Origin of the sequence: Phenylobacterium sp., assembly GCF_036563385.1 — a bacterium.
In the GTDB taxonomy this organism is placed as follows: Bacteria; Pseudomonadota; Alphaproteobacteria; order Caulobacterales; family Caulobacteraceae; genus Phenylobacterium.
This window is the reverse complement of record NZ_DATCML010000011.1, coordinates 499382-525530: the sequence shown is the minus strand read 5'-3', so window position 1 is coordinate 525530 and position 26149 is coordinate 499382. Positions and strand designations below refer to the sequence as shown.

Sequence of the window (26149 nt, the reverse complement as noted above, 5' to 3'; positions counted from 1 at the left end):
GGACGTCCGTTGGACCGGAGTGTGAGCGGTAACACGCGGCAGTGTCAAACGGTGTTCGGGGGACGCCCCCTCTCCCGCAGGGCGGGAGAGGGCTGGGGTGAGGGCGGCGCAGGCGAGCCGGTAGGCTGGGCGTTGGACCTATGCGCACGGGTCCAACGGCGGCGCGCGGGCGGTCGGGGCGCCGCCCTCACCCTGACCCTCTCCCGCAGGGCGGGAGAGGGAATGGCTCACATGCGGTCGGGGACGGCGATGCCGAGGACGTCGAGGGCCTGTTCGAGCTGGCGCAGGACGGCGCGGGCCAGGGTCAGGCGGCTGGCGCGGACCGGGGGCTCGGCGATCAGGATCGGGCAGGCGGCGTAGAACTTCGAGAAGCTCTGGGCCAGGCGGTAGGCGTGCTCGGCCACCGCGTTGGGGGCCTTCTTGTCGTAAGCCTCGGTGAGCGCGGCGTCGAAGGCGTCCAGGGTGAGCACGAGGTCGCGCTCGGCCGGCTCGGTGACGGTCACCGGGCCAGGCTCGGCGGCCTCGCCTTCGGCCTTGCGCAGCAGGCTCTTCACCCGGACGGCCTGGTAGAGGAGGTAGGGGCCGGTCTTGCCCTCGAAGCTGGTGAAGCGGTCGAGGTCGAAGACGTAGGAGGTGCCGCGGAAGTTCTGCAGGTCGGCGAACTTGAGCGCCGCGACGGCCACCTTGCCGGCGATGTCCTCGAACTCCTCGGCCGGCAGGTCCTCGCCGAGGCCGGCCTCGTGCAGGCGCTCGCGGGCCTTGGACCGCGCCATCTCGATCAGGTCGTTGAGCTTCAGGACGCCGCCTTCGCGGGTCTTGAAGGGCTTGCCGTCGGCGCCGTTCATGGTGCCGAAGCCGATGTGCTCCAGCTGGCCCTCCGTGGCGTAGCCCGCCAGGTAGGCGGCGCGGAAGACGATCTCGAAGTGGTCAGCCTGGCGCTGGTCGACGCAGTAGATGACCAGCTCGGGGTCGAAGGTCTGCCTGCGGTCGAGGATGGTGGCGAGGTCGGTGGTGCCGTACATCGCCGAGCCTTCGGAGGAGACCACGAGGAGCGGCGGCAGCTCGCGCTTGTCGCCCTCGCGGGCGACGCGGACGATGCGGGCGCCCTGGTCCTCGACCAGCAGGCCCTTCTCGTCCAGCTCGCGGACCATGGGCTCGATCAGGTGGTCGACGTCGCTCTCGCCCTTCCAGAGGTCGAAGTCGACGCCCAGCGCGTGGAAGTCGCGCTCGAGCGCGGCCTGGGTGACCTTGGCGAAGCGCCGCCACAGCAGATAGGCGCCGGGCTTCTTGGCCTGCAGCTCGGCGGTGAGCTTGCGGGCACGGTCGCGGTAGGCGGGGTCCGCCTTCCCCTTGGCGGCGGCCTCGGGATAGAGCCGGTCGAGGTCGGCGAGCTCGATCGCCTGGAAGGCCTCGGGCTCCAGCCGCTGCCAGTCGGCCGGCAGGTCGGCCGCAGCGTTGAGGCGCGCGACCTCGGCGGCGATGGCGGGGGTCTCGTCCGTGACGGCGCCGATCAGCAGGCCCATCTGGTAGCCCCAGTCGCCGAAGTGGGCGTCGCCCACCACCACGTCGCCGCGGAAGCGATAGAGGCGCTTGATGGATTCGCCGATGATCGACGAGCGCAGGTGGCCCACGTGCATCGGCTTGGCGACGTTGGGGCCGCCGTAGTCCACGAGCACCCGGCGCGGAACGGCCACCAGCTCGCCGCCGGCGCGGGGGTCGGCGGCGATCTCGTCGGCGCGCGACGCCAGGGCGGCGTCGGCCACCTTGAGGTTGATGAAGCCGGGGCCGGCGATCTCCACCGACGCCAGGCGCGGGTCGGCTTTCAGCACCTCGGCCACCGCGGCCGCGATCTCGCGCGGGTTCTTGCCGGCGCGCTTGGCGGCGGCCAGCGCCCCGTTGGACTGGAAGTCGGCGAGGTCGGGGCGGTCGGAGGCGGTCACCCGGCCCAGGTCTGCGGGCAGGCCGAGGTCTGCGAAGGCGGCCCCGACCGCTTCGCCGAGGCCCGTTCTGAGGTCGGTCATTGCGGGGTGGCGGCGGTCCCGGCGGCCGCGGAGCCGGCTGCCGCCGTCTGCGAGCCTGCGTTGAGGCGGAAGCGCTTGCCCTCGCGGTTGAAGGCGGCCATCTCGGGCGTCACCTCGAAGCCCACCAGGACCTCGAAGTTCGAGCCGGAGGTGGTCAGGGCGGCCCGCGGAATGACGATGTTGTGGACCCGCTCGGTGACGTAGACCCGGTCCTTGCCGGACGGGAAGTTGACCGCCAGGTCGAAGGTTTCGCGGGCGAGGACCGAACGGTTGCGGTCGGTAACCGCGACCCAATAGCGGTAGGTCTTCTGCGAACCCGTGGCCTGCGGGCCGCGGCCGAGCTCGAAGAGCACGTCCATGGCCACCTTGATCGGCTCCTCGTCCTTGTACTGGCAGCCGGCCGAGATGCCCTGGATCTCGCCTGAATAGGCGACGTTCGCGGACGCCTCGCGGTTCTCCTTGAACTCCACGTAGCGGGCGGCGTCGTAGAGGGTCTTCACGAACGGGCAGGGACCGGCGTTGCGCAGGGCGGGCAGGGGCGACTGGTTGTTGCCCCATTCCGAGTCGCGCTTGCGCTTCTTGGCCTGTTCGTCGCGCTGCTGCTGGTCGGGGTCCTGGCGGCGGCCCTGGGCGTCGGCCGAGAGCGGAACGGCGGTCAGGGCCGCGGCGAGCGAGGCGGCGACGAGAAGCAGGCGGCGCATGGCAGGGCGTCCAGAAATCGTAGGGAGGCGCGGGCGGCCGCGCGGTGGGAGCCGTAGTACAGCCTCAGGAATGCGGCGGCAACGCGGCTGGCGGGCGGGCGCGCGAAGCCTTACGTTCCGCCCCATGAACGCCGTCGTCCCCAAGCCCGCCCTGACCGTGCTGCTCGCAGCCCCGCGCGGCTTCTGCGCCGGCGTCGACCGGGCGATCCAGATCGTGGAGCGGGCGATCGAGAAGTACGGCGCGCCGGTCTATGTGCGCCACGAGATCGTCCACAACCGCCATGTGGTGGACCGGCTCCGCGCCCTGGGCGCGGTGTTCGTGGAGGAGCTGGAGGAATGCCCGGTGGACCGGCCCGTGGTGTTCTCGGCGCACGGCGTGCCGAAGTCGGTGCCCGCCGAGGCCCAGGCCCGCCAGATGCTCTACCTCGACGCCACCTGCCCCCTGGTCTCGAAGGTGCACGTGGAGGCGGAGCGGCACCATGACGCGGGCCGCGAGATCGTGCTGATCGGCCACGCCGGCCACCCGGAGGTGGTGGGCACCATGGGCCAGCTGCCCGACGGGGCGGTGCAGCTGATCGAGACCATCGAGGACGCCCAGGCCTTCACGCCGAAGGACCCGGCCAACGTCGCCTTCGTCACCCAGACGACGCTGTCGGTGGACGACACCGCCGAGATCGTGGCGGCGCTGCGGGCGCGCTTCCCGGAGATCGCCGCGCCGCACAAAGAAGACATCTGCTACGCCACCACCAACCGGCAGGAGGCGGTGAAGGCGATCGCCGACGGGTCGGACGTGCTGCTGGTGCTGGGCAGCCGCAACTCGTCCAACTCGGTGCGGCTGGCGGAAGTGGGCCGCCGCGCCGGCAAGCCGGCCTACCTGATCGACGACGCGTCCGGCCTGCAGTTCGGCTGGCTAGACGGGGCGCGCACGGTGGGCGTGACCGCCGGGGCGAGCGCGCCCGAGGTCCTGGTCCAGGGGCTGATCGACCGGCTGGCCGAGGCCTTCGACGTCACTGTCCAGGAGGTCGAGGCGGCCCGCGAGACGGTGACGTTCAAGCTGCCGCGGGTGCTCGCGTAGGCGTCTAGAGGCGGTCGGCGGGTTTCGCTCGCTACGGGGCGGCTATGCATCGCCGCGTTGCGGACGTTCAGGATGTCCGCAGGGGTGGAAAGCCGATGGTTGCCCGCTAAGTAGGCTGGGTGCTTGAGGGATTGTGTGGATGACCGGGTTCATCATCATCTCCGTCATGATGTCCCTTTGTGCTGCAAACCTGTTTTGTGCTTGGCGGTACGGTCGGCTGCTCGGATCGATGGGGATCAGCTCGCGAAATGAGGGTTCATCATTCTGGGCCGACGTGGTCATGACCACGTCCTCTTGATCGGACAATTGTGGGTGCTGTGCTCTGCAATAGTCAGGCACCTCAACTAGATCCGGCTGCGAAGGTCCGAGGAGGGGCGCGGCGGTCGTTGATCCTGAACGGACCTTCTCGCTGAGCGAGCGGCGTAGGTGCGGATCCCTGCCGCCCGGTCGCCTCCCGCGGTGAAGACGTATTCCAGTTCGACCTCAACACTGGGCTGCTGCGAGTCAGCTTGGGTCCCGGCTTTCGCCGGGATGAGCGGGGGAGAGGGAGGGTTGGTGGCGTGCGCCAGCGCCAGCAAGGGGTCGGCTATGCCGGTCGGCGCAGCGGGGGGGTTCTGGATCGGAAGATCTCTTCACGGCCAGACACGATCCGGGCCGCGGATGCGCGCGAACGACGCTTGGAGAGGGCGCGCCGACCGGGCCCTCCGCTCCCTGTTGCGGCAGCCGCAGCGCACCAACCACCATGCCTCCCTCACCCCCGCTCATCCCGGCGAAAGCCGGGACCCAAGCCGACTCGCAACAGCCCAGTCTTCGAGCCGAACTCGCAAAACCTCCTCACGGCGAGAGGCGACCCGGGCGGCGATGCGCGCCAACGCGTCGGGTGGACGGCTTCTGCTCCCGGGCGCAAGCTCCGGACCTTCAGGAAGGTAGGACCGGGGGCTGCCATGGCCGTGCGGACTGCGCGATGTGCCTGTGGCGCGTGCCAAGTCGAGGTTCAAGGCGAGCCGGTCAGCAGCGGACTTTGCAGCTGCGACAACTGCAAACGGCGCACCGGCGCTCCGTTCGGGTGGTCGGTCTATTTCAGTGACGAACAGGTCAGGCGGGTCGATGGCCCGTTTGCCGTTCTCGAAGGCCTGGGCAAGCGCTGGTTCTGCGCAACCTGCGGCTCGACGCTTTACTGGAAGTCCTTTGGGGCGTGGAGACCCGGCCAGACCGGGTTCGCCGGAGGCTGCTTCGCCGACCCCACGTTGCCGCCCCCCACCATCGCGGTCCGATGCGCACAGGGGATGCCGTGGACAGGCTATCCCGCGGGCTGCGCCCTGTTTGACGACATGCCCCCGAGCGCGTCAGCAACAGGGTCGTGAGGGTTCACTCCGGGGCGTTCGCTGCTGCTGCGGAGCAGGCCGCCGTGCTCTGAAGACTGGGCTGTTGCGAGTCAGCTTGGGTCCCGGCTTTCGCCGGGATGAGCGGGAGGGGGAGGGGGCGGGGCGGTGGTTGGTGGGCTGCGGCTCGAGCTTGCCGGCCCGGCGCCTTACGGGTCGCACCAGCGGGCGGAGGCGCGGTCGGCGCGACCCCTCATCCGTCCCGCTTCGGGCGACACCTTCTCCCGCAAGGGGAGGAGGGAAGGGGCCTTCAAGTCCATGGGAAGCAAGGGGACGTTCGGAAGGTCGGCTATGGGTGGAAGGCGGAGCTTAGCGAGCCAAGAAGGTTCCGACTGCATCTCCATCGACGCCGAGGCTCTGCCAGCGATCCTCAGTACGCGACAGGAGTAGGAATGCGTCGCGGTGAGGCATGAAAACCAGCAGGTAGCTGCCCGGGTCTTCAGCAACAGCGACGCACGCATAGCTGCGCTGCGGCCCGAAATGGTCGTGCGGTGGGTCCTGGATATCGACGTCGATCCAGTAGGGCTCGATCAGACAGCGGCGCATTTCGGCCACTTCAGCCGCGACCTTCTCGCGGTTCCAAGGCGTGCCGAACGTCCCTTCGGGAGGCTCGTAATCCTCCACGTACCGGTCCATCTCGCTTTCAAGCTCGCGGCGAAAGGCGGGTAGGTCGATGTCCATCCAGCGCAGAATGGGCCTGCGCCGCGAACGTCAGCAATGGGTCGATAAGAGACCCTGGCGCCGGATCGGCAAACCGACCTTCAAGCTGCCGCGGGTGCTGGCCGGCTGAGCCGTCTCAGGAGGCGGCCGCCTGCAGGTGGGTGTCGTCACGCCGGCGGGCCACGCCGGCCACGCCCTCGCGCCGGGCGCAGCGGCACTCGCGGACGAACCGCTCGAGGGTCGTCTCGCCCGGCGGCAGCAGGCTGGGCGCCTCGATGACGCCGCCCGCCTCCGGGACCGGGCGCAGGGTCGGCAGGCGGGCCTCGCGGACCAGGCCGCGGTCGCACTCGGCCACATCCGCCAGCCGGCGGGTGAACTCGGCCACCGACCAGGGCTCGTAGGGCAGGAAGCTCTCCACCCCGGCGACGCCGTCGATGAGCAGGTCCAGCACGGCGTCCACCAGGTCGGGGCCGTAGGTCTCGTCCCAGTGGCTCTGGGCGCAGGCGTCCACGGCATGGCCGAGCTCGAGCGTGTCGAGGGCGCGCACGGCGAAGCGCGCCCGGTCCCAGGGGGTGAACACGCTCTCGGCCCCGGCCAGCAGGAGCCGCCCGCCGCCGAGCGCCAGCAGGCGCTCGTCCACCTCCTCGAAGCCGTCGACGGCGGTGAAGGCGGCGCAGGGGATCGACAGCGCCCCGCAGGCGGCGGCGAGCGCCTCGGGGGGTGCGAAGCCAGCTCCCGGCCAGCCGCCCCTCCGTCCGGAGGCGAGGCTTACCTGGCATATCCCTGCCCAATCCCGGCCGTCGACCACAGCCCACGGCCTCAGGGCGCGCAGAGTGGCTTCGCCGGGATCGCGCAGGCTGCGGCGGTAGGGCAGGCCGCGGACCTCGCAGGCCCGCACCAGCAGCTGGGTGAGCGGTCCTTCCGCGCCGACGATGAGCAGCGGCGCGCCCGTCTCCAGCAGGGCCGGATCGCGGGCGGCGTCGAACTGGTGCGCGTGGGAGGGCCGGCTGTTGACGAAGCGGCTCTCGCGCCGCCACCAGCCGGGCTGGTGCAGCGCCACGGCGGTGGGGCGCCGGCCGGCGGCGAGGTCCTTGAGGACGGGGGCGAGCGCGGTCGGCCGGGGCTGGCCCGAGCGGACGTCGTACACGCCCACCTCGTAGTGGCCGACGAACCGGGTGACCATGCGGTTCCAGTCGTGGGAGCCGAGCAGGGACCAGGCGGTGACCGCGCAGAGGTCGTGGCCCTCGTCGCGCAGGGCCTGGGCGCCGTCCCAGACCTCCACGAACCAGCGCACCTGCTCCTCGCGCGTCGCGCCGTTGTGGCACTCGGTGACGGCGACCGTGCGGCCGTACCGCTCCGCCGCCTGGCGGAGCAGGGTCGGCAGGCCGAGCACGCCTTCGCGGCGGTTGCGGATGGCGTCCACGTCCACGAAGGCCACGCCGCCGCAGTCGCCCAGCTCGCGGTCGGCTACGGCGCGGTTGATGTGCAGGTCCACACGGTGGTCCAGCAGCCGTTCGCTGGCGAGGTAGTGGTTCACGCCGATGACGTCGGGCGGGCAGGGATCGCCGGCGATGACCCGCAGCCGCTCGGCCAGGCCGCAGGCGGCGATCCGCCCCCAGAGCGGATGCGCCTCGGTGACCATCCCGCAGAGCAGGTCCCACCCGATCCAGCGCCGCTGGTTCTGGTAGTCGGCCTCTGCCTGCAGGGGCTCGGTGGCGTGGCAGTAGCCGAGGTCGTCGGTCTGGATCAGGCGGGCCTGCGGGTTGACCCTGCGGATCTCGCGCATGGCCAGGCGGGTGGCGTCGATCTCGTTCAGGAGCGCCGTCCAGAACGCCTCTTCGGTGCGGGTGTGCGGATACCAGTAGCCGTAGAGGGCGCTGAACCGGGCGGTGGTGAGGGGCTCGTTCACCGGCGTCCAATCGCGGATCCATGGATAGCGCTGAGCCACGGCGGCGGCGTGCCGCGCCAGGCCCGGTGCGAAGCCGTCGTGCAGCAGGCTGGTGTAGTGCGGACCGCTGCCGTGGTGGCAGAGGGTGACGATCGGCTCCATCCCGAGCTCGCGGATGCGGGGCAGGCGCTGGTCCGTCCAGGTGAAGTCGCGGACCTCCGGATCCTGCGGCGAGATGCGTTCCCAGAGCGCCGGATAGCGCAGGGCGGTCATGCCGAGGTCGGCGAACAGCTCCAGGTCTTCGATGCGATGTTCGTGGCCGCTGCGCGGCGTCTGGTCGAACCACTGGTCGCCGACGCGATTGACGGTGCACTCGTAGCCGCCCCAGAGCTCCAGGCGTCCGCGCCCGGCTGGGCGGCCCGCTTCGCCGAATCCCGCGCGCGGCTGCAGCCTGATGATCTCGGCCATGTCACGTCCCTTGATGTCATGCGTAGTTCAGGGGCGAGGAAGGCGGAGATCGTATGTGACGTTCCGCCGAGCATCATCTGATGTTCTCTGAGGACGTCTGCCGATCTTCCTGCATGCGGCGTAGAGTTTGTTGATCTATGTTAGATCTACGCAGCAAGTTGCGATTCCTTCCCGCCCTAATTCCCCCAGATGCTTGATTGGGGCGGGCCTTCCGGCCAATGGCGGACCAAGGCCCCGATGACCCGCGCGATCTTCTCGCCGCCCTGTTCTGAGGGCTCGATGGGATTGGCGTAGTCCGCGGGCTCGGTGCAGATCAGGCGCAAGTCCACCAGTGGCAGGCCGTGCGTGAAGGCGGCGCGGGTGATCACGTCGTTGAACAGGGCGAGCCCCGCGACCACCACCCGCCGCTCCGGCTCAGGGTAATTGGCGTCGTAGACGGTGCACACGGCGGTGGGCAGGCGCCGCGCCAGGACCGCCTCGAGCATCCGGGCGTAGGCGGAGCGGAAGCGGCCCTGCGCCTCAGCCAAGCGGTCCACGGCCTCGGCGACCGAGGCGGCGCGCTGGTTGAGCAAGCCCGCGGAGCCCAGGGCGTCGTTGCCGCCGACCGAAATCACCAGGTGGGTGGCGTCGGCGGGCAGCCGCCGGAGCTGGCTCGGCACGTCGGAGGTCACGTCGCCATCCACGGCCAGCAGGGTGGCGCGCCAGCCGGAGCCGAGGACGTCGCGCAGCTGCCGCACCACGTCGGGCGCGGGCGCCACGTAGGCGCGGTTGTCGAAGATCGAGTCGCCGAGCAGGACGACGTGGCTCATGGCGAGCTCCAGGCGAGGCGCCTTTCGGCAATCCGGGAACGAACGCGCGCACGGGCGATTGCGGCGCACGGACCCGCATTTGCTTGGAGTTTCCGGTGAGAGCCGTCGCCATCCTGGCCGCCGTCGCCCTGGCGCCCGGCGCGAGCCATGCGCTCGACCTCACGGGCCGCGTCGCGGTGGGCGCCCAGGCCGGGAGCACGGGCCCAGGCGTGGAGAGCCTGCTGAAGCTGAACGACCGTCTCGTGCTGCGAGGCGCCATTGAGGGGTTTCGGGCCGGCGGGCGCGTGCACTCGGGCGGCGCGGCCTATGACGTGGACGCGCGCTGGCTGACCGATTCCGGCATGGTGGATTTCCACCCGGCCGGCACCGCCTGGCTGGTCTCGGTGGGCGCCTACTACGGTCGGCGGGACTTCAAGCTGCGCGGGGCGTCGCCTGGCGTGGTGGCGGTCCACGGCCGCGCCCGGCTTGCGCCTGTGGCGCCGTTCGCCGCCCTGGGCTGGGACAATACCTTCCACGGCGCCCGCCGGATCGGCTTCAAGGTGCGGGTGGGGGTGATCGCCAGCGGGAGCCCGGACGTCGACCTGCGCGCGAGCGGCGGCGGCTCCGCGGACGACGCGGAGCTCGCCCGGCAGGAGCGGGCGCTGCGCCGCGAACTCAGGCCCGCGCGGTTGTGGCCTGTGGCGCAGGCGGGACTGACCTACAGGTTCTGAGCCGCCGCCCGGTTCACGCGTCTTCCAGGCTGTCCTCGTCGAGGTGATCGCCCCAGCCGGGCTCGAACTGGCCGGCGAAGCGGCCGTCGGCCAGGAGCTGGTGGCCGTGGGGGCTGATCAGGTTGGCGGCCAGGTCCTTGGCTTCCGCCAGGGTCTCGCAGTCGAGCGCCACGCGGGCGACGGTCGCCGAATGGGCCCCGAGGACCCGGATCTCGAAATCAGCCAAGCGGTCCTGCCTGTGGGGCGTAGATGGTGCTCCCCACGATCTTTTGCGCGCGGTCGTGGACGAGCACGCGGGCGAACTGGCCGGCGCGGGCCAGGGTGCGGGCGAGCTTGTGCGCCTGAGCCTCGGCGCGGCCCCCGGAACGGAAGAGCAGGGGCTCGACGGCCCCGGCCGCGTCCACAAGCCAGCCGTCGCCGGCCGGACGGACATGCAGTCGAACGTCTTCCATGGCGGAGTCTCCTCGTCGGTGGGTTGTGGTGATCGGGCTACGTGCGGGCGGAACAGGGGGACCCTGCCGAGCCGGGCCCCGCGCGTGAGCGAGAGATGGGCGCAGGCCGGCTCAAGACAAGGCTGGCCGGCCCAAAATCCGGCCCGCCGCCCTCAGTCGACAGGTCCGGAACACCCGCCCGGCCCGCGCGCTCTCCTCCCACACCGAAAAGAAGCGAGACCCGCATGCCCGACGCCCCCCAGGCCACGCTCTACCGGATGGTCCTGCCCGACCACACCTGCCCCTTCGGCGTGAAGGCCAAGGCGCTGCTGGAGAAGCACGGCTATGACATCGATGACCGGGTGCTCGCCACCCGCGAGGAGGTGGAGGCCTTCAAGGCCGAGCAGGGGGTGAGCACCACGCCCGTGGTCTTCATCGGCGACGAGCGGGTGGGCGGCAGCGACGAGCTGGAACGCTTCCTCGCCCGCGGCTGACGCGGCTCAGGTCCCGGCGGCCGGCTCGAGGCGCTGAAGGCTCTTGTTGTAGCGCTTGAGGAAGGCGCGGCCGCGGGCGTGGTGGTCCTCCACCCAGACCTCCTGGGTGGTGCTGCAGAGCACCCCGTCGCGGGACGGCTCGACGTGCAGGGTCCCGCCGACCTCGACGCCGAGCACCTGAAGGGCTTCCTCCGTAAGGACGACGGCGACCTGGTCGCCGATCTTCTCCACCTTGAGCGCAATCATGAGGCTCCTCCTGGAAGAGGGGGAATTTTAGCACGATCTGCCGCCTTGACCGACTCCGCGCGGTCGCTCACTGCGGTCGGGCGATGGCGGTCTACACAGACATAACGGACGAGGAGCTGGCCAAGCTTCTCGCGGACTTCGACCTTGGCGAGGCGCTCAGCCTGAAGGGCGTGGCCGAGGGGATCGAGAACTCCAACTTCCTGCTGGAGACGCAGGCCGGCCGCTTCATCCTGACCATCTACGAGAAGCGGGTGAAGGCGGACGAGCTGCCGTTCTTCCTCGAACTGCTGAAGTGGCTGGCGGAGCATGGCTATCGCTCGGCGACGCCGGTGGGCGACCGCCAGGGGCGGCTGCTGAAAACTGTGCGGGGCAAGCCGGCCGCGATCGTCACCTTCCTGCAGGGCATGTCGGTGCGCCGGCCGAGCGTGGCGCACTGCCGGGAGGCGGGACGCGGGCTGGCGGAGCTGCACCTGGCGCAGCAGGGCTTTCCGATGCGGCGCGAGAACGACCTGGGGCAGGCGGCCTGGGCGCCGATGTTCGAGGGCCTGCGGGGCCAGGCGGACGAGCTGAAGCCGGGACTGGCGGCGGTGATCGAGGCGGACCTCGCGCGCTTGGCGCAGCGGTGGCCGCATGGGCTGCCGGAAGGCGTGATCCACGCCGACTTCTTCCCGGACAATGTGTTCTTCACGGGCGGCGCCTTCGCCGGGGCGATCGACTTCTACTTCGCCTGCAACGATGCACTCGCCTACGACATCGCGGTGGCGCTGAACGCCTGGTGCTTCGAGGCGGACGGCTCGTTCAACATCACGGCGGCGCGGGCCATGGTGGCGGGCTACGAGGCGGTGCGGCCGCTGGCGGACGCCGAGCGCGCGGCCCTGCCGGTGCTGGCCCATGGCGCGGCCATGCGGTTCTTCCTGACCCGGCTGGCCGACTGGAAGGCGACGCCGGCGGGCGCGCTGGTGAAGCCGAAGGACCCGCTGGAGTACGAGCGCAAGCTGGCGGTCCACCGCTCGTCGCCGGACCTGGTGCTGTTCGGGCGCGTCGTCGGATGACGCCCCAGGTCGTGATCCACACTGACGGCGCCTGCTCGGGCAACCCGGGACCGGGCGGCTGGGGCGCCATCCTGCAGTACGGCGAGAAGGAAAAGGTGCTGAAGGGCGGGGAGCTGGCGACCACCAACAACCGCATGGAGCTGATGGCGGCGATCCAGGCCCTCGAGGCGCTGACCAAGCCCTGCAAGGTGGAGCTGCACACCGACAGCCAGTACGTCCAGAAGGGCATCCACGAGTGGATCCACGGCTGGAAGCGCCGCGGCTGGAAGACCGCCGACGGCAAGCCGGTGAAGAACGACGACCTCTGGAAGCGGCTCGACGCCGCCCGCATGCGCCACGAGGTGACGTGGCGCTGGGTGAAGGGCCACGTCGGCCATGAGCTGAACGAGCGCGCCGACGCCCTGGCCCGGGCCGGGCTGAAGGAGACGCTGGAGGCGCGGCGGGCGGGCTGAGCCTGCTGGCTGCGTCTCGCCTCTCTCCGCTCGTCCCGGCGAAAGCCGGGATCCAAGCGGCCTACCGGCTGTGACGCGCGCCACTGGACTTATCTCAGCTTGGGCCCCAGCTTTCGTCGCGGTGAGCGGGAGTTGTGAGCTGCTGATCAAGCAACCCGACCGCGCATGGTTCGATTTCGAAGCTTGACCGTTCGGCGAACGGCGGTCTAGGAATGTTCAAGATCGAACGAAGGAGGGGCGATGCCTCCGCTGCCCGAGGACCACGCCGACATCCAGGTGTTCGACGAGATCCGCTACATCGAACATCTGGTGAGGACGACCATCACCCGCAAGCTGCCGGTGGGGCTGAACTACCCGCAGTGGGAGGTGCTGAACCTGCTGGCCCGGCGCGGCGACGGCTCATCGCCGGCGATGATCGCCGAGGCTTTGCAGATGACCCGCTCGGGGCTGACCAACACCCTGCAGCGGCTGGCGGCCCGCAAGCTGATCGAGGTGGAGGACTGCCCCGCCGACGGGCGGCGCAAGCGGGTGTGGCTGACGCCGGCGGGCCGGCAGGCCTACGGCCAGGCCATGGCCAACCTGCGGCCCAAGATGGACATGCTGCGCGAGGGCTTCACGGCCAAGGAGTTCCGGGAGGCCCTGCCGTTCCTGCGCGCCCTGCGCGAATGGCTCTCCGACCCCGAGCCGCTGCCGGCCTGAGGTCGTTCGTCGCAACAACCCTGGGCCGGTGGCGGGCCGCTCACCGCGCGGTAAGCTCTGCCGGTGTAAGGAGGGCGCCGCGATGAAGGTCGGGGGCGGCATTGGGCTCGGTTCGGAAGTGCCGTTCGGCATGAACGGCTTCGCGGCCCTGCTCGGCACCCAGCAGGCGGTGGCGCTGGCCGGCGCCGACGTGGACGCCGTCATGCGCGCGGTGGTGGACGGGGCGCTGAAGGTCATGCCCCAGGCCGACGGCGCGGTCATCGAGATGCGCGACGGCGACGAGATGGTCTATCGCGCCGCCAGCGGCACCTCGGCCGGCAAGGAAGGCCTGCGCCTGAAGCTCGCCACCAGCCTGTCGGGCCGCTGCGTGCTGCTGGGCGAGCCGCTGGCCTGCGAGGACTCCGAGACGGACGACCGGGTCGACCGGGAGGCCTGCCGCAAGATCGGCGTGCGCTCGATGATCGTGGTGCCCCTGCCGCACCGGGGCAGCACCGTCGGCGCCTTCAAGCTCTATTCGGCCGTGCCGCGCGCTTTCGGCCCCGAGGACATGCTGGCGGCCCAGCTGCTGGCCGGGCCGATCGCCATCGGTCTGGCGGGGATCGCCGAGGCTCAGGCGGAGCTCGCCCGGGCCAACGCCGAGGCGGCCGCGGCGGCCAAGGCCTCGTTCCTGGCCAACATGAGCCACGAGATCCGCACGCCGATGAACGGCATCATCGGCTTCGTGGACCTGCTGCTGCGCACCGAGCTGGACGAGGCGCAGCGGCGCTACGCCACGCTGATCGCCGAGTCCGGCGGGGCGCTGCTGAAGCTGCTGAACGACATCCTGGACTTCTCGAAGATCGAGGCCGGCGAACTCGACGTGGTCGAGGAGCCCTACGACCTGGTCCACATCCTCAACCAGTGCGCCCAGCTGCTGACGCCGGCTATGGAAGGCAAGGGCCTGGCGCTGAAGGTGCAGGTGGACCCGGCGCTCGAGGGCTGGGTGATGGGCGACGCCCTGCGGCTGCGCCAGGTGGTGCTGAACCTGCTGGGCAACGCGGTGAAGTTCACCCTGACCGGGTCGGTGACGCTGAAGGCGGCCCGGGTGCGCCGGCGGGGCAAGCCGGACGGGGTGGTGATCTCGGTGGCGGACACCGGCATCGGCATCCCCGCCGACCGGCTGGACGCCATCTTCGAGAAGTTCGTCCAAGCGGACAGCTCGGTGGCGCGGCGGTTCGGCGGCACGGGCCTGGGCCTCAGCATCAGCCAGCGGCTGGCCGAGCTGATGGAGGGCGAGCTCGAGCTGGAGAGCGCGGTGGGGCAGGGCACCACCGTGACCCTGCGCCTGCCGCTGAAGCCCGCCGCGGCCCCGGCGGAGGCGGCTTTCCCGCCGTCGACGGCCTCGGCCGTGCGGCCGGGCCACGTGCTGCTGGTCGAAGACCTGGACATCAACCGAGAGCTCTGCGCGGGCATGCTGCACGCCATGGGGCACACGGTGGAGGTGGCCTGCGACGGCGCCGAGGCGGTGCAGGCCTTCGCCGGGGCGCGGCGGCCGTTCGACCTCGTGCTGATGGACGTCAACATGCCGGTGATGGACGGGCTGGAGGCCACCCGCCGGATCCGCGCGCTCGGCGGAGCGGGGGCGACGACGCCGATCGTGGCGCTGACCGCCAGCGCCCTACCCGAAGAGGTCGCCCGCTGCCTGCAGGCGGGCATGGACGGGCACCTGAGCAAGCCGATCACCCAGGCGATCCTGACCCGCGGCCTCAGCCGCTGGCTGGCGCCCGCGCCGGAGACGGCGAAGCCCGCCCCGCGCCCCGCTGCGGCGGCGGATCCGGCCATCGCGGCCCTGGCCGGCAAGTTCGCGGTGCGCAAGGCCGAGGCCCTGGTGGCGCTGTCGCCGCTGGCGGCGCTGACCGCCCCGCTGTCGGTGGCGCAGGTCGCCGAGGCGCAGGCGGTCAGCCACAAGCTGGCCGGCGTCTGCGGCATGTTCGGCGAGCCGGAACTCGGCGAAGCGGCGCGGCGGCTGGACGACGCCACGCGCGCGGCCCAGCTCGACGAGACGCAGCTCGCCGCCCTCTTGCGCGAGCTTGTGGGCGCGCTGGAGGCCTAGAGGCCCGGGACCTTGGCGAGGTTCGGCTTGGGGATCGCCGAGCGGAAGCCGCCGGCCGACTTGGCCTTGTCCGCCGCGAACTCGGCCCAGGCCTGGGCGAAGCCTGCCGGCGTGGCCTTCGGCTGGGCGACGGAGACGAGGCGGGCGGCGCGGCCCTGCAGCGCCGCCAGAGCTGGGGCGTAGGCCGCGGGATCGGCGTCGTCCGGGAGCTCGGCGCCGAACAGCGGGGCGAGCCGGGCGGCGTCCTCGGCCGCCGCATGCAGCACGAGCTCGCCCGCGGGTAGACCTTTCAGGGCGTCGGCCAGGCCGGCCAGCAGCATGGCGGCCTGGGACGTGCGACGCTGGCCGCCGGCGGCGCCGGCCACCTCGCCGCCCGAGGCGCGCACCCAGGCCCAGCCGCCGTTCAGGAAGGCCTTGTGGTGGTGGGCGGCGAGCCAGAGGCGGTGCGGGGCGGTCATGGCGGCCGCGCCTAGCACCGTGCGGGCCGGCTTGGAACCCGGTGCGCGGCTCCCCAGATGAGTCGGACGAATTCTGGAGTAACGCCGATGTCCGAAGCCCTGCACGTGGTCTGCCCGCACTGCGACGGCGTCAACCGCCTGCCGGCGGAGCGTCTGGCGGAGGCCGCCCGGTGCGGCCGCTGCAAGGACGCGCTGTTCACGGGCCAGCCGGTGGCGCTGGACGGGCCGCGCTTCGATAAGCACCTGGCCAAGAGCGACCTGCCGCTGATCGTCGACTTCTGGGCCGCGTGGTGCGGCCCCTGCCGGGCCATGGCGCCGATCTTCGAGCGCGCGGCGGCCGCCCTGGAGCCGCGGGCGCGGTTCATCAAGGTGGACGTGGACGCCAACCCGGGGCTCGCCCAGCGCTTCGGCGTCCAGGGCATCCCGGCGCTCTTCGTCTTCCAGCACGGCAAGGTGAGCGCCCGGCAGTCGGGCGTGGCGCAGGAGGCGCAGCTGCGCGCCTGGGTCGACAGGTTCGCGCCGGCGTTGGCGGCCTAGGCGAGGCTCACACCACCCATCGCGCCTCGCCCGGGGCGCCATCGATCAGGTGGGCCACCTCGCCCAGGGCGCGCTCGAGGACCTGCCGCTTGCCCGGGCCGCCGAGGGAGATGCGCAGGCCGTTGCGGTGGTCGGGGCCGGCGGCGAAGGCCTCGGCGGTGACCAGGGCCAGGCCGCGCGCCTGGGCGGCGTCGCGGACGCGGGCCGGGCTCCAGGCGTCCGGCAGGTCGAGCCAGACGTGCGGGCTCTCGGGCGCGCCGATGCCGGCGGGCAGGAGCCGTGCGGCCAGGGCGCGGCGGACGCGGGTCTCGCTGCGGACGGCCGCCAGCAGGGTCTCGGCTGCGCCCTCGCGCATCCAGCTGGTGACCACGGCCGCCATGAGCGGCGCGGGCATGAGCGCCAGCGCCCGCAGGGCCTGGGCGACCGGCTCGGCCAGCGAAGCCGGCGCGGCCACATAGGCGAGCCGCAGGCCCGGCGACAGGCACTTGGACAAGGTGGCGATGTGGAGGGTGCGCTCGGGCTCCAGGCTCGCGATGGCCGCGAGCGGCGTCTCGGAAAGCCGGCTGTAGGGGTCGTCCTCGACGATCCAGAGGTCGTGCGCGGCGGCGACTGCGGCGAGTTCGCGACGGCGCGCCGTCCCGAGGGTGGTCGCCGTCGGGTTCTGCATGGCCGGCACGAGGTAGAGCGCCTGGGGCCGGTGCTCGGCGCAGAGCCGCGCCAGGGCCTCCGGTATTGGCCCTTCGCCGTCGGCCGGGCCGGGGAGCAGGGTCAGGCCGAGCTGCGCCGCGACGGTCTTCACGCCGGGATAGGTCAGCGGCTCGACCACCAGCTTGCCGCCCGGCCGGCAGGCGACGGCGAGGGCGGCGGCCAGCGCGGCCTGGGCGCCGGGCGCCAGCAGGATCCGCTCGGGCGCGACGTCGCCCAGCACCGGGGCGAGCCAAGCGGCGCCCGCGGCGCGCTGGCCCAGCGTGCCGGCTCCAGGATGGTAGGCCATCAGGGCCGCGGCGTCCGTGCGGTGGAGGACGGCGGCGGTGGTCTCGGCCAGCAGCCTGCCGAGCGAGAGCCCCGCGGGCGGCGGCGGCAGGTTCATGGTCAGGTCGACGAGGCCGGCTTCGTCGTCGGCGGCGCCCGCCCGCACGAAGGCGCCGCGGCCGACAGTGCTCTCCAGCAGGCCCCGCTCGCGGGCCACCGTGTAGGCGCGGGTGACCGTGGTGAGGTCGACGCCCAGCCGCTGGGCCACGTCGCGCTGGGCCGGCAGCCGGTCGCCGGGCTGGAGCTCGCCGTCACGGACGGCCGCGGCGAGGGCGTCGGCCAGGGCGAGGTAGATCGGACGCCCGCCGCGCTCCAGGCGGTCGAGCCAGCGGGCGGTGTGGGCTTGCGGCGTCTGCATGAGATGCATACATTATGCACAGATTGTATGGACCGCAATTGAAAATGTAGGGACGCCGCTATGGCCATCCAGTACGACTCCCCGTCCTCCCTGAGCGCGGGCCTGCGCTGCCGCTGCCCGCGGTGTGGAGAAGGCAAGCTGTTCCAGGGATTCCTGACGATCGCGCCGGCTTGCGCCAAGTGCGGCCAGAGCTTCGCCTTCGCCGATCCGGCGGACGGCCCGGCCTTCTTCGTGATGAGTGGGGTGGGCATCGTGGTCACGGCGCTGTGGGCCTGGTGGGCGGTGGTCGCCCAGCCGCCGATCTGGGCGCAGATGGCGGTGGTGTTCCCGGCGATGATCGGCGGCTGCCTGGCGTCGCTACGCCCCGTGAAGGCCTGGCTGGTGGCCGAGCAGTACCTGCACAAGGCCGGCGAAGGGCAGTGGGCCAGCCTCGGCAAGCATGGCGAGGGCGGGTTCGTCTTGGACCGCCGCAAGGCGTCCGGCGGCTGAGGCCGTTGCATCCCCCCGCGGCATCGGCCGACAATGGGCGCGCCAGTGCGGGAGAGTAGCGGCTTTGCGGGACGGACTTGAAGAGACGACGGCGATCCCGGAGCACCCGCGGCCGAAGCTGACCTATCCGTTCGAGGCCGGGCCGAAGGCGGGCGAAGCGATCGACATCGCGCCCGGCGTGAAGTGGCTGCGGATGCCTCTGGGCGGGTCGCTGGCCTTCATCAACGTTTGGGCGATCGAGGACGGCGAGGGCTGGGCGATCGTCGACACCGGCATTGCGAGCCCCGACACCGCCAAGGCCTGGCGTGTGGCGATCGCGGGGCCGCTAGAGGTGCGGCCGGTGACCCGGGTGTTCGTCACCCACATGCACCCGGACCACATCGGCATGGCCGGCTGGCTGACCCGCAAGTTCCAGTGCCGGCTGTGGATCACCCGGCTGGAGTTCCTGATGTGCCGCTCGCTGGCGGCCGACAGCGGACGCGAGGCGCCGGCCGACGCGCTGACCTTCTACAAGGCCGCCGGCTGGGATGAGGAGGCGCTCGAGACCTACCGCTCGAAGTTCGGCGGCTTCGGCCGCGGCCTGCACGCCCTGCCGGACAGCTTCCAGCGACTGACCGACGGCCAGGTGGTGCGCATCGGCGAGCATGACTGGCACGTGGTGGTGGGCTCGGGGCATTCGCCCGAGCACGGCTGCCTTTGGTGCCCGGACCTGAAGCTGCTGATCTCGGGCGACCAGGTGCTGCCGAAGATCTCGTCCAACGTGGCGGTGTTCCCGACCGAGCCGGAGGCGGACCCGCTGGCCGACTGGATGACCTCGCTCCGGCGGATCAAGACGCGGGTGCCGGACGACGTCCTGGTGCTGCCGGCGCACAACGATCCCTTCCGCGGCCTGCACGCCCGGATCGACCACCTGGTGGGCGGCCACGAGCGGGGGCTCAACCGCCTGCGCCAGCTGCTGGCCGAGCCGAAGCGGGCGGTGGACGTGTTCCACGTGCTGTTCCGCCGGCGCATCGACCCCGGCCTGCTTGGCTTGGCAACCGGCGAGAGCCTGGCGCACCTGAACCACCTGCTGGCGACGGGGGAGGTGGTGCGAAGGCGGGACGAGGCCGGCGTCGACTGGTACCGGGCAGTGGGGTGATCTTCCTTTCCCACGAGGTGGGAGAGGGGGACCGCCCGCCGCAGAGCGGGTGGTGGAGAAGGCGAGCCGCGAGGGCGTTGCGGGCCGCTTGCCCTTCCCACCCTCGGCTCTTCGGCTTCGCCTCGGCCGACGGTCCCCCCTTCCCACTGCGTGGGAAGGGAAGACTGGCCCTCCGCCGTTCCCGGGCCTAACCTTGACGGCGTAAGCCCAAGAGGAGGCCGGCGATGACCGAGCATGTGCTGAGCGAAGTGTCGGGCGGGGTCCTGACGCTCACCTTCAACCGGCCGGAGAAGAAGAACGCCCTGACCCGGGCCATGTACCAGTCGCTGGCCGACGGCATCGACCGGGCGGACGCGGACGCGGCCATCCACTGCGTGCTGATCCAGGCCAACGGCGACATGTTCACGGCCGGCAACGACCTGGCCGACTTCGCCGCGGTGAACCGGGGCGAGGCCGACGCCAACGCGGCGCGGGAAGGCGGCAACCCGCTGCTGAACGCGCTGGAGCGGGCCAAGACCCCGATCGTGGCGGCGGTGAACGGCCGGGCGGTGGGCGTGGGGACGACCATGCTGCTGCACTGCGACCTGGTGTTCGTGGCCGAAGACGCCCTGCTGACGACGCCGTTCGTGAACCTGGCGCTGGTGCCGGAGGCGGCCTCGTCCATGCTGCTGCCGGCGCGAATCGGCCACGCACGGGCCTTCGCCATGTTCGTGCTGGGCGAGGCGGTGGACGCCAAGAAGGCCGCCGAGTGGGGGATCGCCAACGCTGTCGTGGCCAACGGGGAGCTGCGCGCTCGCGCCCGGGCGGCGGCCGAGGCCGTGGCGTCGCGCGCCCCGGCCTCTGTCGCGGCCACCAAGGCGCTGATGCGTCGGCCGGCCGAGCCGATCAAGGCGCGCTACGGCGAGGAGGGCCGGCTGTTCGCCGCCCAGCTGAAGTCGCCGGAGGCGGCGGAAGCCTTCGCGGCCTTCGCCGAGAAGCGGGCGCCCGACTTCAGCAAGACGCGGGAGCCGGCGTGATGAGCCTGGCCGGCAAGACGCTGTTCGTCACCGGCGCCAGCCGCGGCATCGGCCTGGCCATCGCGCTGCGCGCCGCCCGCGACGGGGCCAACGTGGCCATCGCCGCCAAGACCGCCGAGCCGCACCCGAAGCTAGAAGGCACCATCTACACGGCCGCCGAGGAGATCGAGCGGGCCGGCGGCAAGGCCCTGCCGCTGGTGGTGGACGTGCGCGACGAGGCCTCTGTGCAGGCGGCGGTGGAGCAGACCGTGCAGCGTTTCGGCGGGTTGGACATCTGCGTGAACAACGCCTCGGCCATCCAGCTGACCGGCACCCTGCAGACCGACATGAAGCGCTACGACCTGATGCATCAGATCAATGCGCGCGGGACCTACGTCACCTCCCGGGCCTGCATCCCGCACCTGAAGCGGAGCGCCAACCCGCACGTGCTGATGCTGTCGCCGCCGCTGGACATGAGCCCGCGCTGGTTCGGCACGCATGTGGCCTACACCATGGCCAAGTTCGGCATGAGCATGTGCGTTCTCGGCATGGCCGAGGAGTTCCGCGCCGACGGCATCGCCTTCAATGCGGTGTGGCCGCGGACCGGCATCGCCACGGCGGCGATCAAGAACGCCCTGGCCGGCGAAGAGGGGATGCGCCGGTGCCGCACGCCCGAGATCATGGCCGACGCCGCCTATGCGATCTTCAACAAGGACAGCCGCAGCTTCACCGGCCAGTTCCTGATCGACGACAGCTTCCTCCATGCGGAAGGCGAGCGGGATTTCGACAAGTACCGGGTGGACCCGCGCGAGCCCCTGATGCCGGACTTCTTCGTGCCCGAGAGCGACCCGCCGCCGCCCGGCGTGAGCCTCGCGCCCGTGGGGGCCGCATGATCCCCCGTCGCCAAGGCTTCGGAGGACTGGTCCGGCGAAGCTCGGACCGGAGCGAAGCGGCATGAGCGTCACGATCCGGGTGGCGACCCCTTCCGACGTGCCGCTGATCGTCCAGTTCATCCGCGACCTGGCCGACTACGAGCGCCTGCTGCACGAGGTGGAGGCCACGGAGGCCGACATCCGCCGCGACCTGTTCGGCGAGAACCCGCGCGCCTTCTGCGACATCGCCGAGCACGAGGGCCGGGCGGTGGGCTTCGCGCTGTGGTTCTACAACTACTCGACCTTCCGCGGGCGGGCCGGGATCTACCTCGAGGACCTGTTCGTGAAGCCGGAGGCGCGCGGCCTGGGGGCCGGCAAGGCGCTGCTGCGTCGCCTGGCGCAGCGCTGCGTGGAGGCGGACCTCGGGCGGCTGGAGTGGGCGGTGCTCGACTGGAACGCGCCGTCGATCGCCTTCTACGACAGCCTGGGCGCCAGCGCGAAGACGGACTGGATCGTGCGGCGGCTGGACGGCGAGGCGTTGCGGGCGCTGGCGGGCGTCGAGGAAGAGGTGGGCTAGGCTTCCTTTCCCATGGAGTGGGAGAGGGGGACTATCGGCCGAAGAGCCGATGGTGGAGAGGGCAAGCCGCACGCACGGCCGGCCGCTTGCCCTTCCCACCATCCGCTCTTCCCCCGGCTCGCGCCGGGTCGGCGGACGGTCCCCCCTTCCCACCGGCGTGGGAAGGGAAGGATCCTGCGGCTTAAGCCGGCTGCGCCTGCTTGGGCTGGGCGGACGGCGGGGCGCGGCCGAGGTCGTAGAACTTCGAGGCCATCTGCGGGACGGCTTCCTTCAGGATCGACTCCACGGTCCAGGCCTGGCCTTCCGGCTTGCTGCAGGTCTCGATCGGGCGGGGCTGGGAGTAGAGGATGATGTTCTCGCCCGAGACGCCGAAGATCTGGCCCGTGACGTGCTTGGCCTGGTCGGAGGCGAGCGCCACCGAGAAGCGGGCCGGCTGGTCGGGGCGGATCTTCTCGGCCATCACCTTGCGGCGCTCGGCCTGGGCCTCGTCCTTGATCGGCACCGACTGGGTCATCCGGGTCCAGGCGACGGGGGCGATGCAGTTCGAGCGGACGTTGTTGCGGGCGCCTTCCATGGCGATGATCCGCGACAGGCCGGCGATGCCCATCTTGGCCGCGCCGTAATTGGCCTGGCCGATGTTGCCGAACAGCCCCGAGGTCGAGGTGTAGAACATGTAGGAGCCGTCGTTCTGCTCGCGGAACAGCTCGATGGTGGCGCGGGCCACGTTGAACGAGCCGCGCATGTGCACGTCGATCACGCGGTCCCAGTCGTCCTCGGACATCTTGTGGAACATCACGTCACGCAGGATGCCGGCCGGATTGATCACCGCGTGGAGGCCGCCGAAGGTGTCGCGGGCCTGTTCGACCATGCCCTGCACGGCCTTGAGGCTGGTGACGCTGTCGGAGTTGGAGACCGCCTCGCCGCCTGCCGCGCGGATCTCCTGGGCCACCATCTCGGCCGGACCGGCGGAGCCTTCGTCCTCGCCCTTCAGACCGCCGCCGAGGTCGTTGACGACCACCTTGGCGCCTTCCTGCGCCGCAATCAGGGCGCAGTCGCGCCCGATGCCGTTGCCGCCGCCCGTGACCAGGACGACCTTTCCTTCCAATGCGCCCATCGCGTTATCTCCCAAATGAATGGGCGAACGCTATTCGAGGCGGTCGGCCTTCCGCAAGGCGGGAAACAGGTAGGCCCATAGGCCGGTGACCGCCATGGCGCCCACGCCGCCGAAGATCGCCGCCCGCACGGGCCCGAGCAGGCGGGCGACCACGCCGCTTTCGAACTCGCCGAGCTCGTTGGAGGCGCCGATGAACACCGAGGAGACGGCGGCGACGCGGCCGCGCATGTGGTCGGGCGTGACCAGCTGCACCAGCGTCTGGCGGACGAAGACGCTGAGCATGTCGGCGCCGCCGAGCACGGCCAGGGCGGCGACGGAGAGCCAGAGCGACTTGGACACGCCGAACACGACGGTCGCGGCGCCGAACAGGAACACCCCGCCGAACATGTAGAGGCCCGCCTTCTGCCGGATGGGATTGGCGGCCAGGTAGAGGGCCACGGCCGTGGCCCCCACGGCCGGCGCGGCGCGCAGGATGCCGAAGCCCTCGGCGCCCACGTGCAGCACGTCGCGGGCGAACACCGGCAGGAGGGCGGTGGCGCCGCCCAGCAGAACGGCGAAGAGGTCGAGGCTGATCGCCCCGAAGACGATCTTCTGGCGCCAGACGTAGGAGAGGCCCTCCTTCATGAGCTGCCAGCGCGAGCCCGGCTGGACCTCGGGCTTGGCGTTCTTCCGGATCATCAGGACGCAGAAGGCGGCGGCCAGATAGAGGAAGAAGGTGGTGGTGTAGGCATGGGCGGGCGAGACGGCGACCAGCAGTCCGCCCACCGCCGGCCCGGCGATGGAGGCGGTCTGCCAGGCCAGGGAGTTCCAGGCGATGGCGCGCGGCAGCAGCGCGCGCGACACCAGCATCGGCCCAAGCGCCGTATTGGCGGGGGCGAAGAAGGCGCGCGAGGCGCCGAACAGGGCCGCGACCACCAGCAGCAGGCCCACCGAGGCCTCGCCGCGCCAGGTCGCCACCGCCAGCGCCAGCACCGAGGCGATCTCGCCCGTGAAGCAGATCAGCAGGACCTTCTTGCGGTCGTAGCGGTCGGCGGTCTCGCCCGCCGGCAGGGTGAGGAGCAGCACCGGCACGAAGGCGGCCAGGCCGATCATGCCCACAAGGAAGGCGCTTTCCTCCACCGACCGGGTCTGGCGGGCGAGCACGTACATGTGCCAGCCCATGGCCACGGATTGGATCTGCGCGGCGAAGCTGCCCATCCACCGCGTCGCCCAGAAGAAGAGGTAATCCCGCTCCTTCAGGAGCGCTCGGGCGGAGGGGACCTGGTCCAGCGGGGTCTCGGACGACATGCGGCGGCGACCCTGCCCTGAGCCGCGGCGCCCTGCAATGGCGTTGACGCGCCCCGCCATGGGCCCTATGTGCGCCGCTCCGACGGACGGTCAGGGAAGGACCCGACCATGCAGCTGCGACGACGCCCGCGCGCCTGACGCGCAATGAACCCTTCGCAGGTGGGCCGCATTGTAGAGCTCCCTGCGGCGTCGCAGCTCCTCTCGCAAAGACGAGGCCCATGTCCGTCCAGTTCGCCCCGCCGCCGCCGTCGCTTGTCCTGAAACCCGAAGAGTTCGCCGACTGCGAGCGCATCGAGGCCCTGCTCGACCGCGCGTTCGGCCCGGGCCGGTTCGTGAAGTCCTCCGAGCGGGTGCGCGAGATCGCGCAGTTCGCGCCGGAGCTGTCGTTCTGCGCCCTCGACGGGGAGACCCTGCTGGGCACGGTGCGGATGTGGCGCGTGCGGGTGGGCGGCCAGGCGGTGACCTTCCTCGGACCGCTCGCGGTGGACAGCGACCAGCGCAGCGCCGGCGTCGGCGGCCAGCTGGTGCAGCGCGCCTGCGACGCGGCGCGGACGGCCGGCGAGGCCTGGGTGGTGCTGGTGGGCGATGCGGCTTACTTCGAACGCTTCGGGTTCGCCGCCGCCGCCGCGGCCGCGGTGAGGATGCCGGGGCCGGTGGACCAGAAGCGCGTGCTGGCCCTGCGGCTCGACACCGGCGCACCGGCGCTGGCGGGCGAGTTTTCGGCCCTATAAATCCGCTCACCCCGGCGAAAGCCGGGGCCCAAGCTGACCCATCGTAGTGAAGGGTCGAAGTGCGCGGCCGGCAGCTCCGCTTGGGTCCCGGCTTTCGCCGGGAAGAGCGGAGAAGAAGGCGTTCCGTGGACGGGTGACGGTTGAGACGCCTGCCCGGCGGGCCTACCTTGCCAGGCATGGCGGATGCTCAGGACGGGAAGGCGCTGGATCGGGTCGCCGAGGCGGCGGGGCAGGCGGGCAAGCGCGGGCTGCCGCCGGTGCACCTGTGGAATCCAGCGCACGTGGGCGTCATCGACATCGTCATCCGCAAGGACGGAACCTGGGTGCACGAGGGCGGGGTGATCGGGCGCGAGGCCCTGGTGCGCCTGTTCTCCACCATCCTTCGCAAGGACGAGGACGGCGTCTACCTGGTCACGCCCGTCGAGAAGCTGAAGATCGCGGTGGAGGACGCCCCCTTCGTGGCCGTGCGCGTGGATCGGGCCGGCGAGGCGCTGCGCTTCACCACCAACGTGGGCGACGAGGTGGAGGCGGGGCCCGAGAACCCGATCCGCGTGGCGCTGGGCGACGACGGCGAGCCCCGGCCCTATGTGCACGTGCGGCGCGGCCTGGAGGCGCTGATCGCCCGGCCGGTGTTCTACGAACTGGCCGAGATGGCGGAGGAACGGGAGGGGGCGCTGGGCGTCGCCTCGAACGGCGCTTGGTTTCCCATCGGGCCCGCGGCGTGAGCGTTAGGCCGAGCGAGGACCTGCGCGCTTGGATCGCCGGTCACCTGGACCCGCTGGAGGCGGGCGACGCCGCCAAGGCGGAGACTCGCTCCGACTTCGACCTGACGCCGGGCGGCTGGGCGCCGGCCGACCAGCCGCTGACGCCCGCCGCGGTGCTGGTGGGGCTGGTGGAGCGGCCGGAAGGCTATTCGGTGCTGCTGACCCGCCGGTCCGACACGCTTCGCCGCCACACGGGCCAGATCGCCCTGCCGGGCGGCCGGCAGGATCCCGGCGAGACGCCCTGGCAGACGGCCCTGCGAGAGGCGGAGGAGGAGATCGGCCTCAACCCCAGCTACGTGTCCCTGGCCGGGCTCTCCACGCCCTACCGGACGGGCACCGGCTACCTGATCACGCCGGTGGTGGGCTTCGTGCGGCCGGGCTTCACCCTGACCGCCAACCCGGACGAGGTGGCCGACATCTTCGAAACCCCGTTCGGCTTTCTGATGGACCCCGGCAATCACGAGGAGCACGAGCGCGAACTGCCCACGGGCGAGAAGCGCCGGTTCTACGCCATGACCCACGAGAACCGGTTCATCTGGGGCGCGACGGCCGGCGTGCTGCGGGCGCTCTACGACCGTCTCTACGGCGCCGCCGTTGCTTAGGCTGTTCCTATTCCG

29 protein-coding genes are annotated in these 26149 nt (G+C 71.5%); 17 read left to right on the top strand and 12 right to left on the bottom strand.

The window, feature by feature from the left end:
* Positions 1-227 precede the first annotated feature (227 nt).
* Together VIL67_RS10775 and VIL67_RS10770 are read right to left on the bottom strand one after the other, a co-directional pair.
* Positions 228-2021, bottom strand: a complete 1794-nt coding sequence (locus VIL67_RS10775; RefSeq protein ID WP_332048884.1) for an arginine--tRNA ligase — start codon at positions 2019-2021, stop codon at positions 228-230.
* Entirely contained in the window at positions 2018-2722 is a 705-nt protein-coding gene (locus VIL67_RS10770; RefSeq protein WP_332048883.1) for a Tat pathway signal sequence domain protein, read from the bottom strand. Before VIL67_RS10770 ends, VIL67_RS10775 begins: the two co-directional genes overlap by 4 nt.
* Before the next feature lie 124 nt (positions 2723-2846).
* Here VIL67_RS10770 and ispH point away from each other — a divergent pair, with 124 nt between their 5' ends.
* Both ispH and VIL67_RS19640 read left to right on the top strand, forming a co-directional pair.
* On the top strand, positions 2847-3797 hold the full coding sequence (gene ispH / locus VIL67_RS10765; protein ID WP_332048882.1) for a 4-hydroxy-3-methylbut-2-enyl diphosphate reductase: 951 nt from the start codon (positions 2847-2849) through the stop codon (positions 3795-3797).
* 944 nt (positions 3798-4741) lie between these two features.
* The gene (locus VIL67_RS19640; protein ID WP_414696199.1) at positions 4742-5161 is read left to right on the top strand and encodes a GFA family protein; all 420 of its coding nucleotides are present in this window, start codon (positions 4742-4744) and stop codon (positions 5159-5161) included.
* A 327-nt stretch (positions 5162-5488) separates the two neighbouring features.
* Here the strand turns inward: VIL67_RS19640 and VIL67_RS10760 are convergent, their stop codons facing one another.
* From VIL67_RS10760 to VIL67_RS10750, 3 genes are all read right to left on the bottom strand, one after another.
* The gene (locus VIL67_RS10760; RefSeq protein WP_332048881.1) at positions 5489-5860 is read right to left on the bottom strand and encodes a hypothetical protein; all 372 of its coding nucleotides are present in this window, start codon (positions 5858-5860) and stop codon (positions 5489-5491) included.
* 115 nt (positions 5861-5975) lie between these two features.
* Complete coding sequence (locus VIL67_RS10755) at positions 5976-8195, bottom strand: family 1 glycosylhydrolase (protein ID WP_332048880.1); 2220 nt, start codon at positions 8193-8195, stop codon at positions 5976-5978.
* A gap of 176 nt (positions 8196-8371) precedes the next feature.
* Complete coding sequence (locus tag VIL67_RS10750) at positions 8372-9004, bottom strand: SGNH/GDSL hydrolase family protein (RefSeq protein WP_332048879.1); 633 nt, start codon at positions 9002-9004, stop codon at positions 8372-8374.
* Positions 9005-9099: 95 nt separating this feature from the next.
* Here VIL67_RS10750 and VIL67_RS10745 point away from each other — a divergent pair, with 95 nt between their 5' ends.
* A complete protein-coding gene (locus VIL67_RS10745) occupies positions 9100-9714 on the top strand; it encodes a hypothetical protein (protein WP_332048878.1) in 615 nt (204 codons plus the stop codon).
* 13 nt (positions 9715-9727) lie between these two features.
* On the opposite strand, the gene VIL67_RS10740 is transcribed toward VIL67_RS10745, so the two are convergent.
* Together VIL67_RS10740 and VIL67_RS10735 are read right to left on the bottom strand one after the other, a co-directional pair.
* Complete coding sequence (locus VIL67_RS10740; protein WP_332048877.1) at positions 9728-9940, bottom strand: hypothetical protein; 213 nt, start codon at positions 9938-9940, stop codon at positions 9728-9730.
* The gene (locus VIL67_RS10735; protein WP_332048876.1) at positions 9933-10166 is read right to left on the bottom strand and encodes a hypothetical protein; all 234 of its coding nucleotides are present in this window, start codon (positions 10164-10166) and stop codon (positions 9933-9935) included. The genes VIL67_RS10740 and VIL67_RS10735 overlap by 8 nt, the downstream gene beginning before the upstream one ends.
* 224 nt (positions 10167-10390) lie before the next feature.
* On the opposite strand from VIL67_RS10735, the gene VIL67_RS10730 reads away from it, so the two are divergent.
* Positions 10391-10639 carry a glutaredoxin domain-containing protein gene (locus VIL67_RS10730; RefSeq protein WP_332048875.1) on the top strand — a complete coding sequence of 83 codons (249 nt, stop codon included), beginning with the start codon at positions 10391-10393 and terminating at the stop codon, positions 10637-10639.
* Positions 10640-10645: 6 nt separating this feature from the next.
* On the opposite strand, the gene VIL67_RS10725 is transcribed toward VIL67_RS10730, so the two are convergent.
* Positions 10646-10885 carry an AbrB/MazE/SpoVT family DNA-binding domain-containing protein gene (locus VIL67_RS10725; RefSeq protein WP_332048874.1) on the bottom strand — a complete coding sequence of 80 codons (240 nt, stop codon included), beginning with the start codon at positions 10883-10885 and terminating at the stop codon, positions 10646-10648.
* An 83-nt stretch (positions 10886-10968) separates the two neighbouring features.
* Between VIL67_RS10725 and thrB the strand changes: the two genes are divergently transcribed.
* The 4 genes from thrB (at position 10969) to VIL67_RS10705 (ending at position 15180) form a co-directional block, all read left to right on the top strand.
* Positions 10969-11937, top strand: coding sequence for a homoserine kinase (thrB, locus tag VIL67_RS10720; protein ID WP_332048873.1), 969 nt, complete (start codon positions 10969-10971; stop codon positions 11935-11937).
* Positions 11934-12389, top strand: a complete 456-nt coding sequence (rnhA, locus tag VIL67_RS10715; protein WP_332048872.1) for a ribonuclease HI — start codon at positions 11934-11936, stop codon at positions 12387-12389. Before thrB ends, rnhA begins: the two co-directional genes overlap by 4 nt.
* 240 nt (positions 12390-12629) lie before the next feature.
* Positions 12630-13088: a MarR family winged helix-turn-helix transcriptional regulator gene (locus VIL67_RS10710; RefSeq protein WP_332048871.1), complete on the top strand. Its 459-nt coding sequence runs from the start codon at positions 12630-12632 to the stop codon at positions 13086-13088.
* An 82-nt stretch (positions 13089-13170) separates the two neighbouring features.
* Positions 13171-15180, top strand: coding sequence for an ATP-binding protein (locus tag VIL67_RS10705; RefSeq protein WP_332048870.1), 2010 nt, complete (start codon positions 13171-13173; stop codon positions 15178-15180).
* Here VIL67_RS10705 and VIL67_RS10700 read toward each other — a convergent pair.
* Positions 15177-15638, bottom strand: coding sequence for a ribonuclease H (locus VIL67_RS10700; protein ID WP_332048869.1), 462 nt, complete (start codon positions 15636-15638; stop codon positions 15177-15179). The genes VIL67_RS10705 and VIL67_RS10700 overlap by 4 nt on opposite strands.
* A gap of 87 nt (positions 15639-15725) precedes the next feature.
* Here VIL67_RS10700 and trxC point away from each other — a divergent pair, with 87 nt between their 5' ends.
* Positions 15726-16175: a thioredoxin TrxC gene (gene trxC, locus VIL67_RS10695; protein ID WP_332048868.1), complete on the top strand. Its 450-nt coding sequence runs from the start codon at positions 15726-15728 to the stop codon at positions 16173-16175.
* A gap of 7 nt (positions 16176-16182) precedes the next feature.
* On the opposite strand, the gene VIL67_RS10690 is transcribed toward trxC, so the two are convergent.
* On the bottom strand, positions 16183-17565 hold the full coding sequence (locus VIL67_RS10690; RefSeq protein ID WP_332048867.1) for an aminotransferase-like domain-containing protein: 1383 nt from the start codon (positions 17563-17565) through the stop codon (positions 16183-16185).
* 60 nt (positions 17566-17625) lie between these two features.
* Here VIL67_RS10690 and VIL67_RS10685 point away from each other — a divergent pair, with 60 nt between their 5' ends.
* The 5 genes from VIL67_RS10685 (at position 17626) to VIL67_RS10665 (ending at position 21636) form a co-directional block, all read left to right on the top strand.
* Positions 17626-18054, top strand: coding sequence for a DUF983 domain-containing protein (locus tag VIL67_RS10685; RefSeq protein WP_332048866.1), 429 nt, complete (start codon positions 17626-17628; stop codon positions 18052-18054).
* A gap of 64 nt (positions 18055-18118) precedes the next feature.
* Positions 18119-19192, top strand: coding sequence for an MBL fold metallo-hydrolase (locus VIL67_RS10680; RefSeq protein WP_332048865.1), 1074 nt, complete (start codon positions 18119-18121; stop codon positions 19190-19192).
* A 224-nt stretch (positions 19193-19416) separates the two neighbouring features.
* Positions 19417-20208 (top strand): enoyl-CoA hydratase-related protein, encoded by a 792-nt coding sequence (locus VIL67_RS10675; protein ID WP_332048864.1) that lies wholly within the window; start codon positions 19417-19419, stop codon positions 20206-20208.
* The gene (locus VIL67_RS10670; protein ID WP_332048863.1) at positions 20208-21080 is read left to right on the top strand and encodes an SDR family oxidoreductase; all 873 of its coding nucleotides are present in this window, start codon (positions 20208-20210) and stop codon (positions 21078-21080) included. Before VIL67_RS10675 ends, VIL67_RS10670 begins: the two co-directional genes overlap by 1 nt.
* A gap of 61 nt (positions 21081-21141) precedes the next feature.
* Positions 21142-21636, top strand: coding sequence for a GNAT family N-acetyltransferase (locus VIL67_RS10665; RefSeq protein ID WP_332048862.1), 495 nt, complete (start codon positions 21142-21144; stop codon positions 21634-21636).
* A 181-nt stretch (positions 21637-21817) separates the two neighbouring features.
* On the opposite strand, the gene VIL67_RS10660 is transcribed toward VIL67_RS10665, so the two are convergent.
* Positions 21818-22750 (bottom strand): SDR family oxidoreductase, encoded by a 933-nt coding sequence (locus VIL67_RS10660; RefSeq protein ID WP_332048861.1) that lies wholly within the window; start codon positions 22748-22750, stop codon positions 21818-21820.
* 30 nt (positions 22751-22780) lie between these two features.
* Positions 22781-24037, bottom strand: a complete 1257-nt coding sequence (locus VIL67_RS10655; protein WP_332048860.1) for an MFS transporter — start codon at positions 24035-24037, stop codon at positions 22781-22783.
* Positions 24038-24255: 218 nt separating this feature from the next.
* On the opposite strand from VIL67_RS10655, the gene VIL67_RS10650 reads away from it, so the two are divergent.
* From VIL67_RS10650 to VIL67_RS10640, 3 genes are all read left to right on the top strand, one after another.
* Entirely contained in the window at positions 24256-24768 is a 513-nt protein-coding gene (locus VIL67_RS10650; RefSeq protein ID WP_332048859.1) for a GNAT family N-acetyltransferase, read from the top strand.
* Positions 24769-24944: 176 nt separating this feature from the next.
* On the top strand, positions 24945-25493 hold the full coding sequence (locus tag VIL67_RS10645) for a DUF1285 domain-containing protein (protein WP_332048858.1): 549 nt from the start codon (positions 24945-24947) through the stop codon (positions 25491-25493).
* Entirely contained in the window at positions 25490-26134 is a 645-nt protein-coding gene (locus VIL67_RS10640) for a CoA pyrophosphatase (RefSeq protein ID WP_332048857.1), read from the top strand. The genes VIL67_RS10645 and VIL67_RS10640 overlap by 4 nt, the downstream gene beginning before the upstream one ends.
* The last annotated feature ends 15 nt before the right edge of the window (positions 26135-26149 follow it).

What these genes read in the sequence shown, in the direction of transcription:
- VIL67_RS10775 (WP_332048884.1), bottom strand. Translation starts at nt 2,021, where the DNA reads ATGACCGACCTCAGAACGGGCCTCGGCGAAGCGGTCGGGGCCGCCTTC.
- VIL67_RS10770 (WP_332048883.1), bottom strand. Translation starts at nt 2,722, where the DNA reads ATGCGCCGCCTGCTTCTCGTCGCCGCCTCGCTCGCCGCGGCCCTGACC.
- ispH (WP_332048882.1), top strand. Translation starts at nt 2,847, where the DNA reads ATGAACGCCGTCGTCCCCAAGCCCGCCCTGACCGTGCTGCTCGCAGCC.
- VIL67_RS19640 (WP_414696199.1), top strand. Translation starts at nt 4,742, where the DNA reads ATGGCCGTGCGGACTGCGCGATGTGCCTGTGGCGCGTGCCAAGTCGAG.
- VIL67_RS10760 (WP_332048881.1), bottom strand. Translation starts at nt 5,860, where the DNA reads ATGGACATCGACCTACCCGCCTTTCGCCGCGAGCTTGAAAGCGAGATG.
- VIL67_RS10755 (WP_332048880.1), bottom strand. Translation starts at nt 8,195, where the DNA reads ATGGCCGAGATCATCAGGCTGCAGCCGCGCGCGGGATTCGGCGAAGCG.
- VIL67_RS10750 (WP_332048879.1), bottom strand. Translation starts at nt 9,004, where the DNA reads ATGAGCCACGTCGTCCTGCTCGGCGACTCGATCTTCGACAACCGCGCC.
- VIL67_RS10735 (WP_332048876.1), bottom strand. Translation starts at nt 10,166, where the DNA reads ATGGAAGACGTTCGACTGCATGTCCGTCCGGCCGGCGACGGCTGGCTT.
- VIL67_RS10730 (WP_332048875.1), top strand. Translation starts at nt 10,391, where the DNA reads ATGCCCGACGCCCCCCAGGCCACGCTCTACCGGATGGTCCTGCCCGAC.
- VIL67_RS10725 (WP_332048874.1), bottom strand. Translation starts at nt 10,885, where the DNA reads ATGATTGCGCTCAAGGTGGAGAAGATCGGCGACCAGGTCGCCGTCGTC.
- thrB (WP_332048873.1), top strand. Translation starts at nt 10,969, where the DNA reads ATGGCGGTCTACACAGACATAACGGACGAGGAGCTGGCCAAGCTTCTC.
- rnhA (WP_332048872.1), top strand. Translation starts at nt 11,934, where the DNA reads ATGACGCCCCAGGTCGTGATCCACACTGACGGCGCCTGCTCGGGCAAC.
- VIL67_RS10710 (WP_332048871.1), top strand. Translation starts at nt 12,630, where the DNA reads ATGCCTCCGCTGCCCGAGGACCACGCCGACATCCAGGTGTTCGACGAG.
- VIL67_RS10705 (WP_332048870.1), top strand. Translation starts at nt 13,171, where the DNA reads ATGAAGGTCGGGGGCGGCATTGGGCTCGGTTCGGAAGTGCCGTTCGGC.
- VIL67_RS10700 (WP_332048869.1), bottom strand. Translation starts at nt 15,638, where the DNA reads ATGACCGCCCCGCACCGCCTCTGGCTCGCCGCCCACCACCACAAGGCC.
- trxC (WP_332048868.1), top strand. Translation starts at nt 15,726, where the DNA reads ATGTCCGAAGCCCTGCACGTGGTCTGCCCGCACTGCGACGGCGTCAAC.
- VIL67_RS10690 (WP_332048867.1), bottom strand. Translation starts at nt 17,565, where the DNA reads ATGCAGACGCCGCAAGCCCACACCGCCCGCTGGCTCGACCGCCTGGAG.
- VIL67_RS10685 (WP_332048866.1), top strand. Translation starts at nt 17,626, where the DNA reads ATGGCCATCCAGTACGACTCCCCGTCCTCCCTGAGCGCGGGCCTGCGC.
- VIL67_RS10675 (WP_332048864.1), top strand. Translation starts at nt 19,417, where the DNA reads ATGACCGAGCATGTGCTGAGCGAAGTGTCGGGCGGGGTCCTGACGCTC.
- VIL67_RS10670 (WP_332048863.1), top strand. Translation starts at nt 20,208, where the DNA reads ATGAGCCTGGCCGGCAAGACGCTGTTCGTCACCGGCGCCAGCCGCGGC.
- VIL67_RS10665 (WP_332048862.1), top strand. Translation starts at nt 21,142, where the DNA reads ATGAGCGTCACGATCCGGGTGGCGACCCCTTCCGACGTGCCGCTGATC.
- VIL67_RS10660 (WP_332048861.1), bottom strand. Translation starts at nt 22,750, where the DNA reads ATGGGCGCATTGGAAGGAAAGGTCGTCCTGGTCACGGGCGGCGGCAAC.
- VIL67_RS10655 (WP_332048860.1), bottom strand. Translation starts at nt 24,037, where the DNA reads ATGTCGTCCGAGACCCCGCTGGACCAGGTCCCCTCCGCCCGAGCGCTC.
- VIL67_RS10650 (WP_332048859.1), top strand. Translation starts at nt 24,256, where the DNA reads ATGTCCGTCCAGTTCGCCCCGCCGCCGCCGTCGCTTGTCCTGAAACCC.
- VIL67_RS10645 (WP_332048858.1), top strand. Translation starts at nt 24,945, where the DNA reads ATGGCGGATGCTCAGGACGGGAAGGCGCTGGATCGGGTCGCCGAGGCG.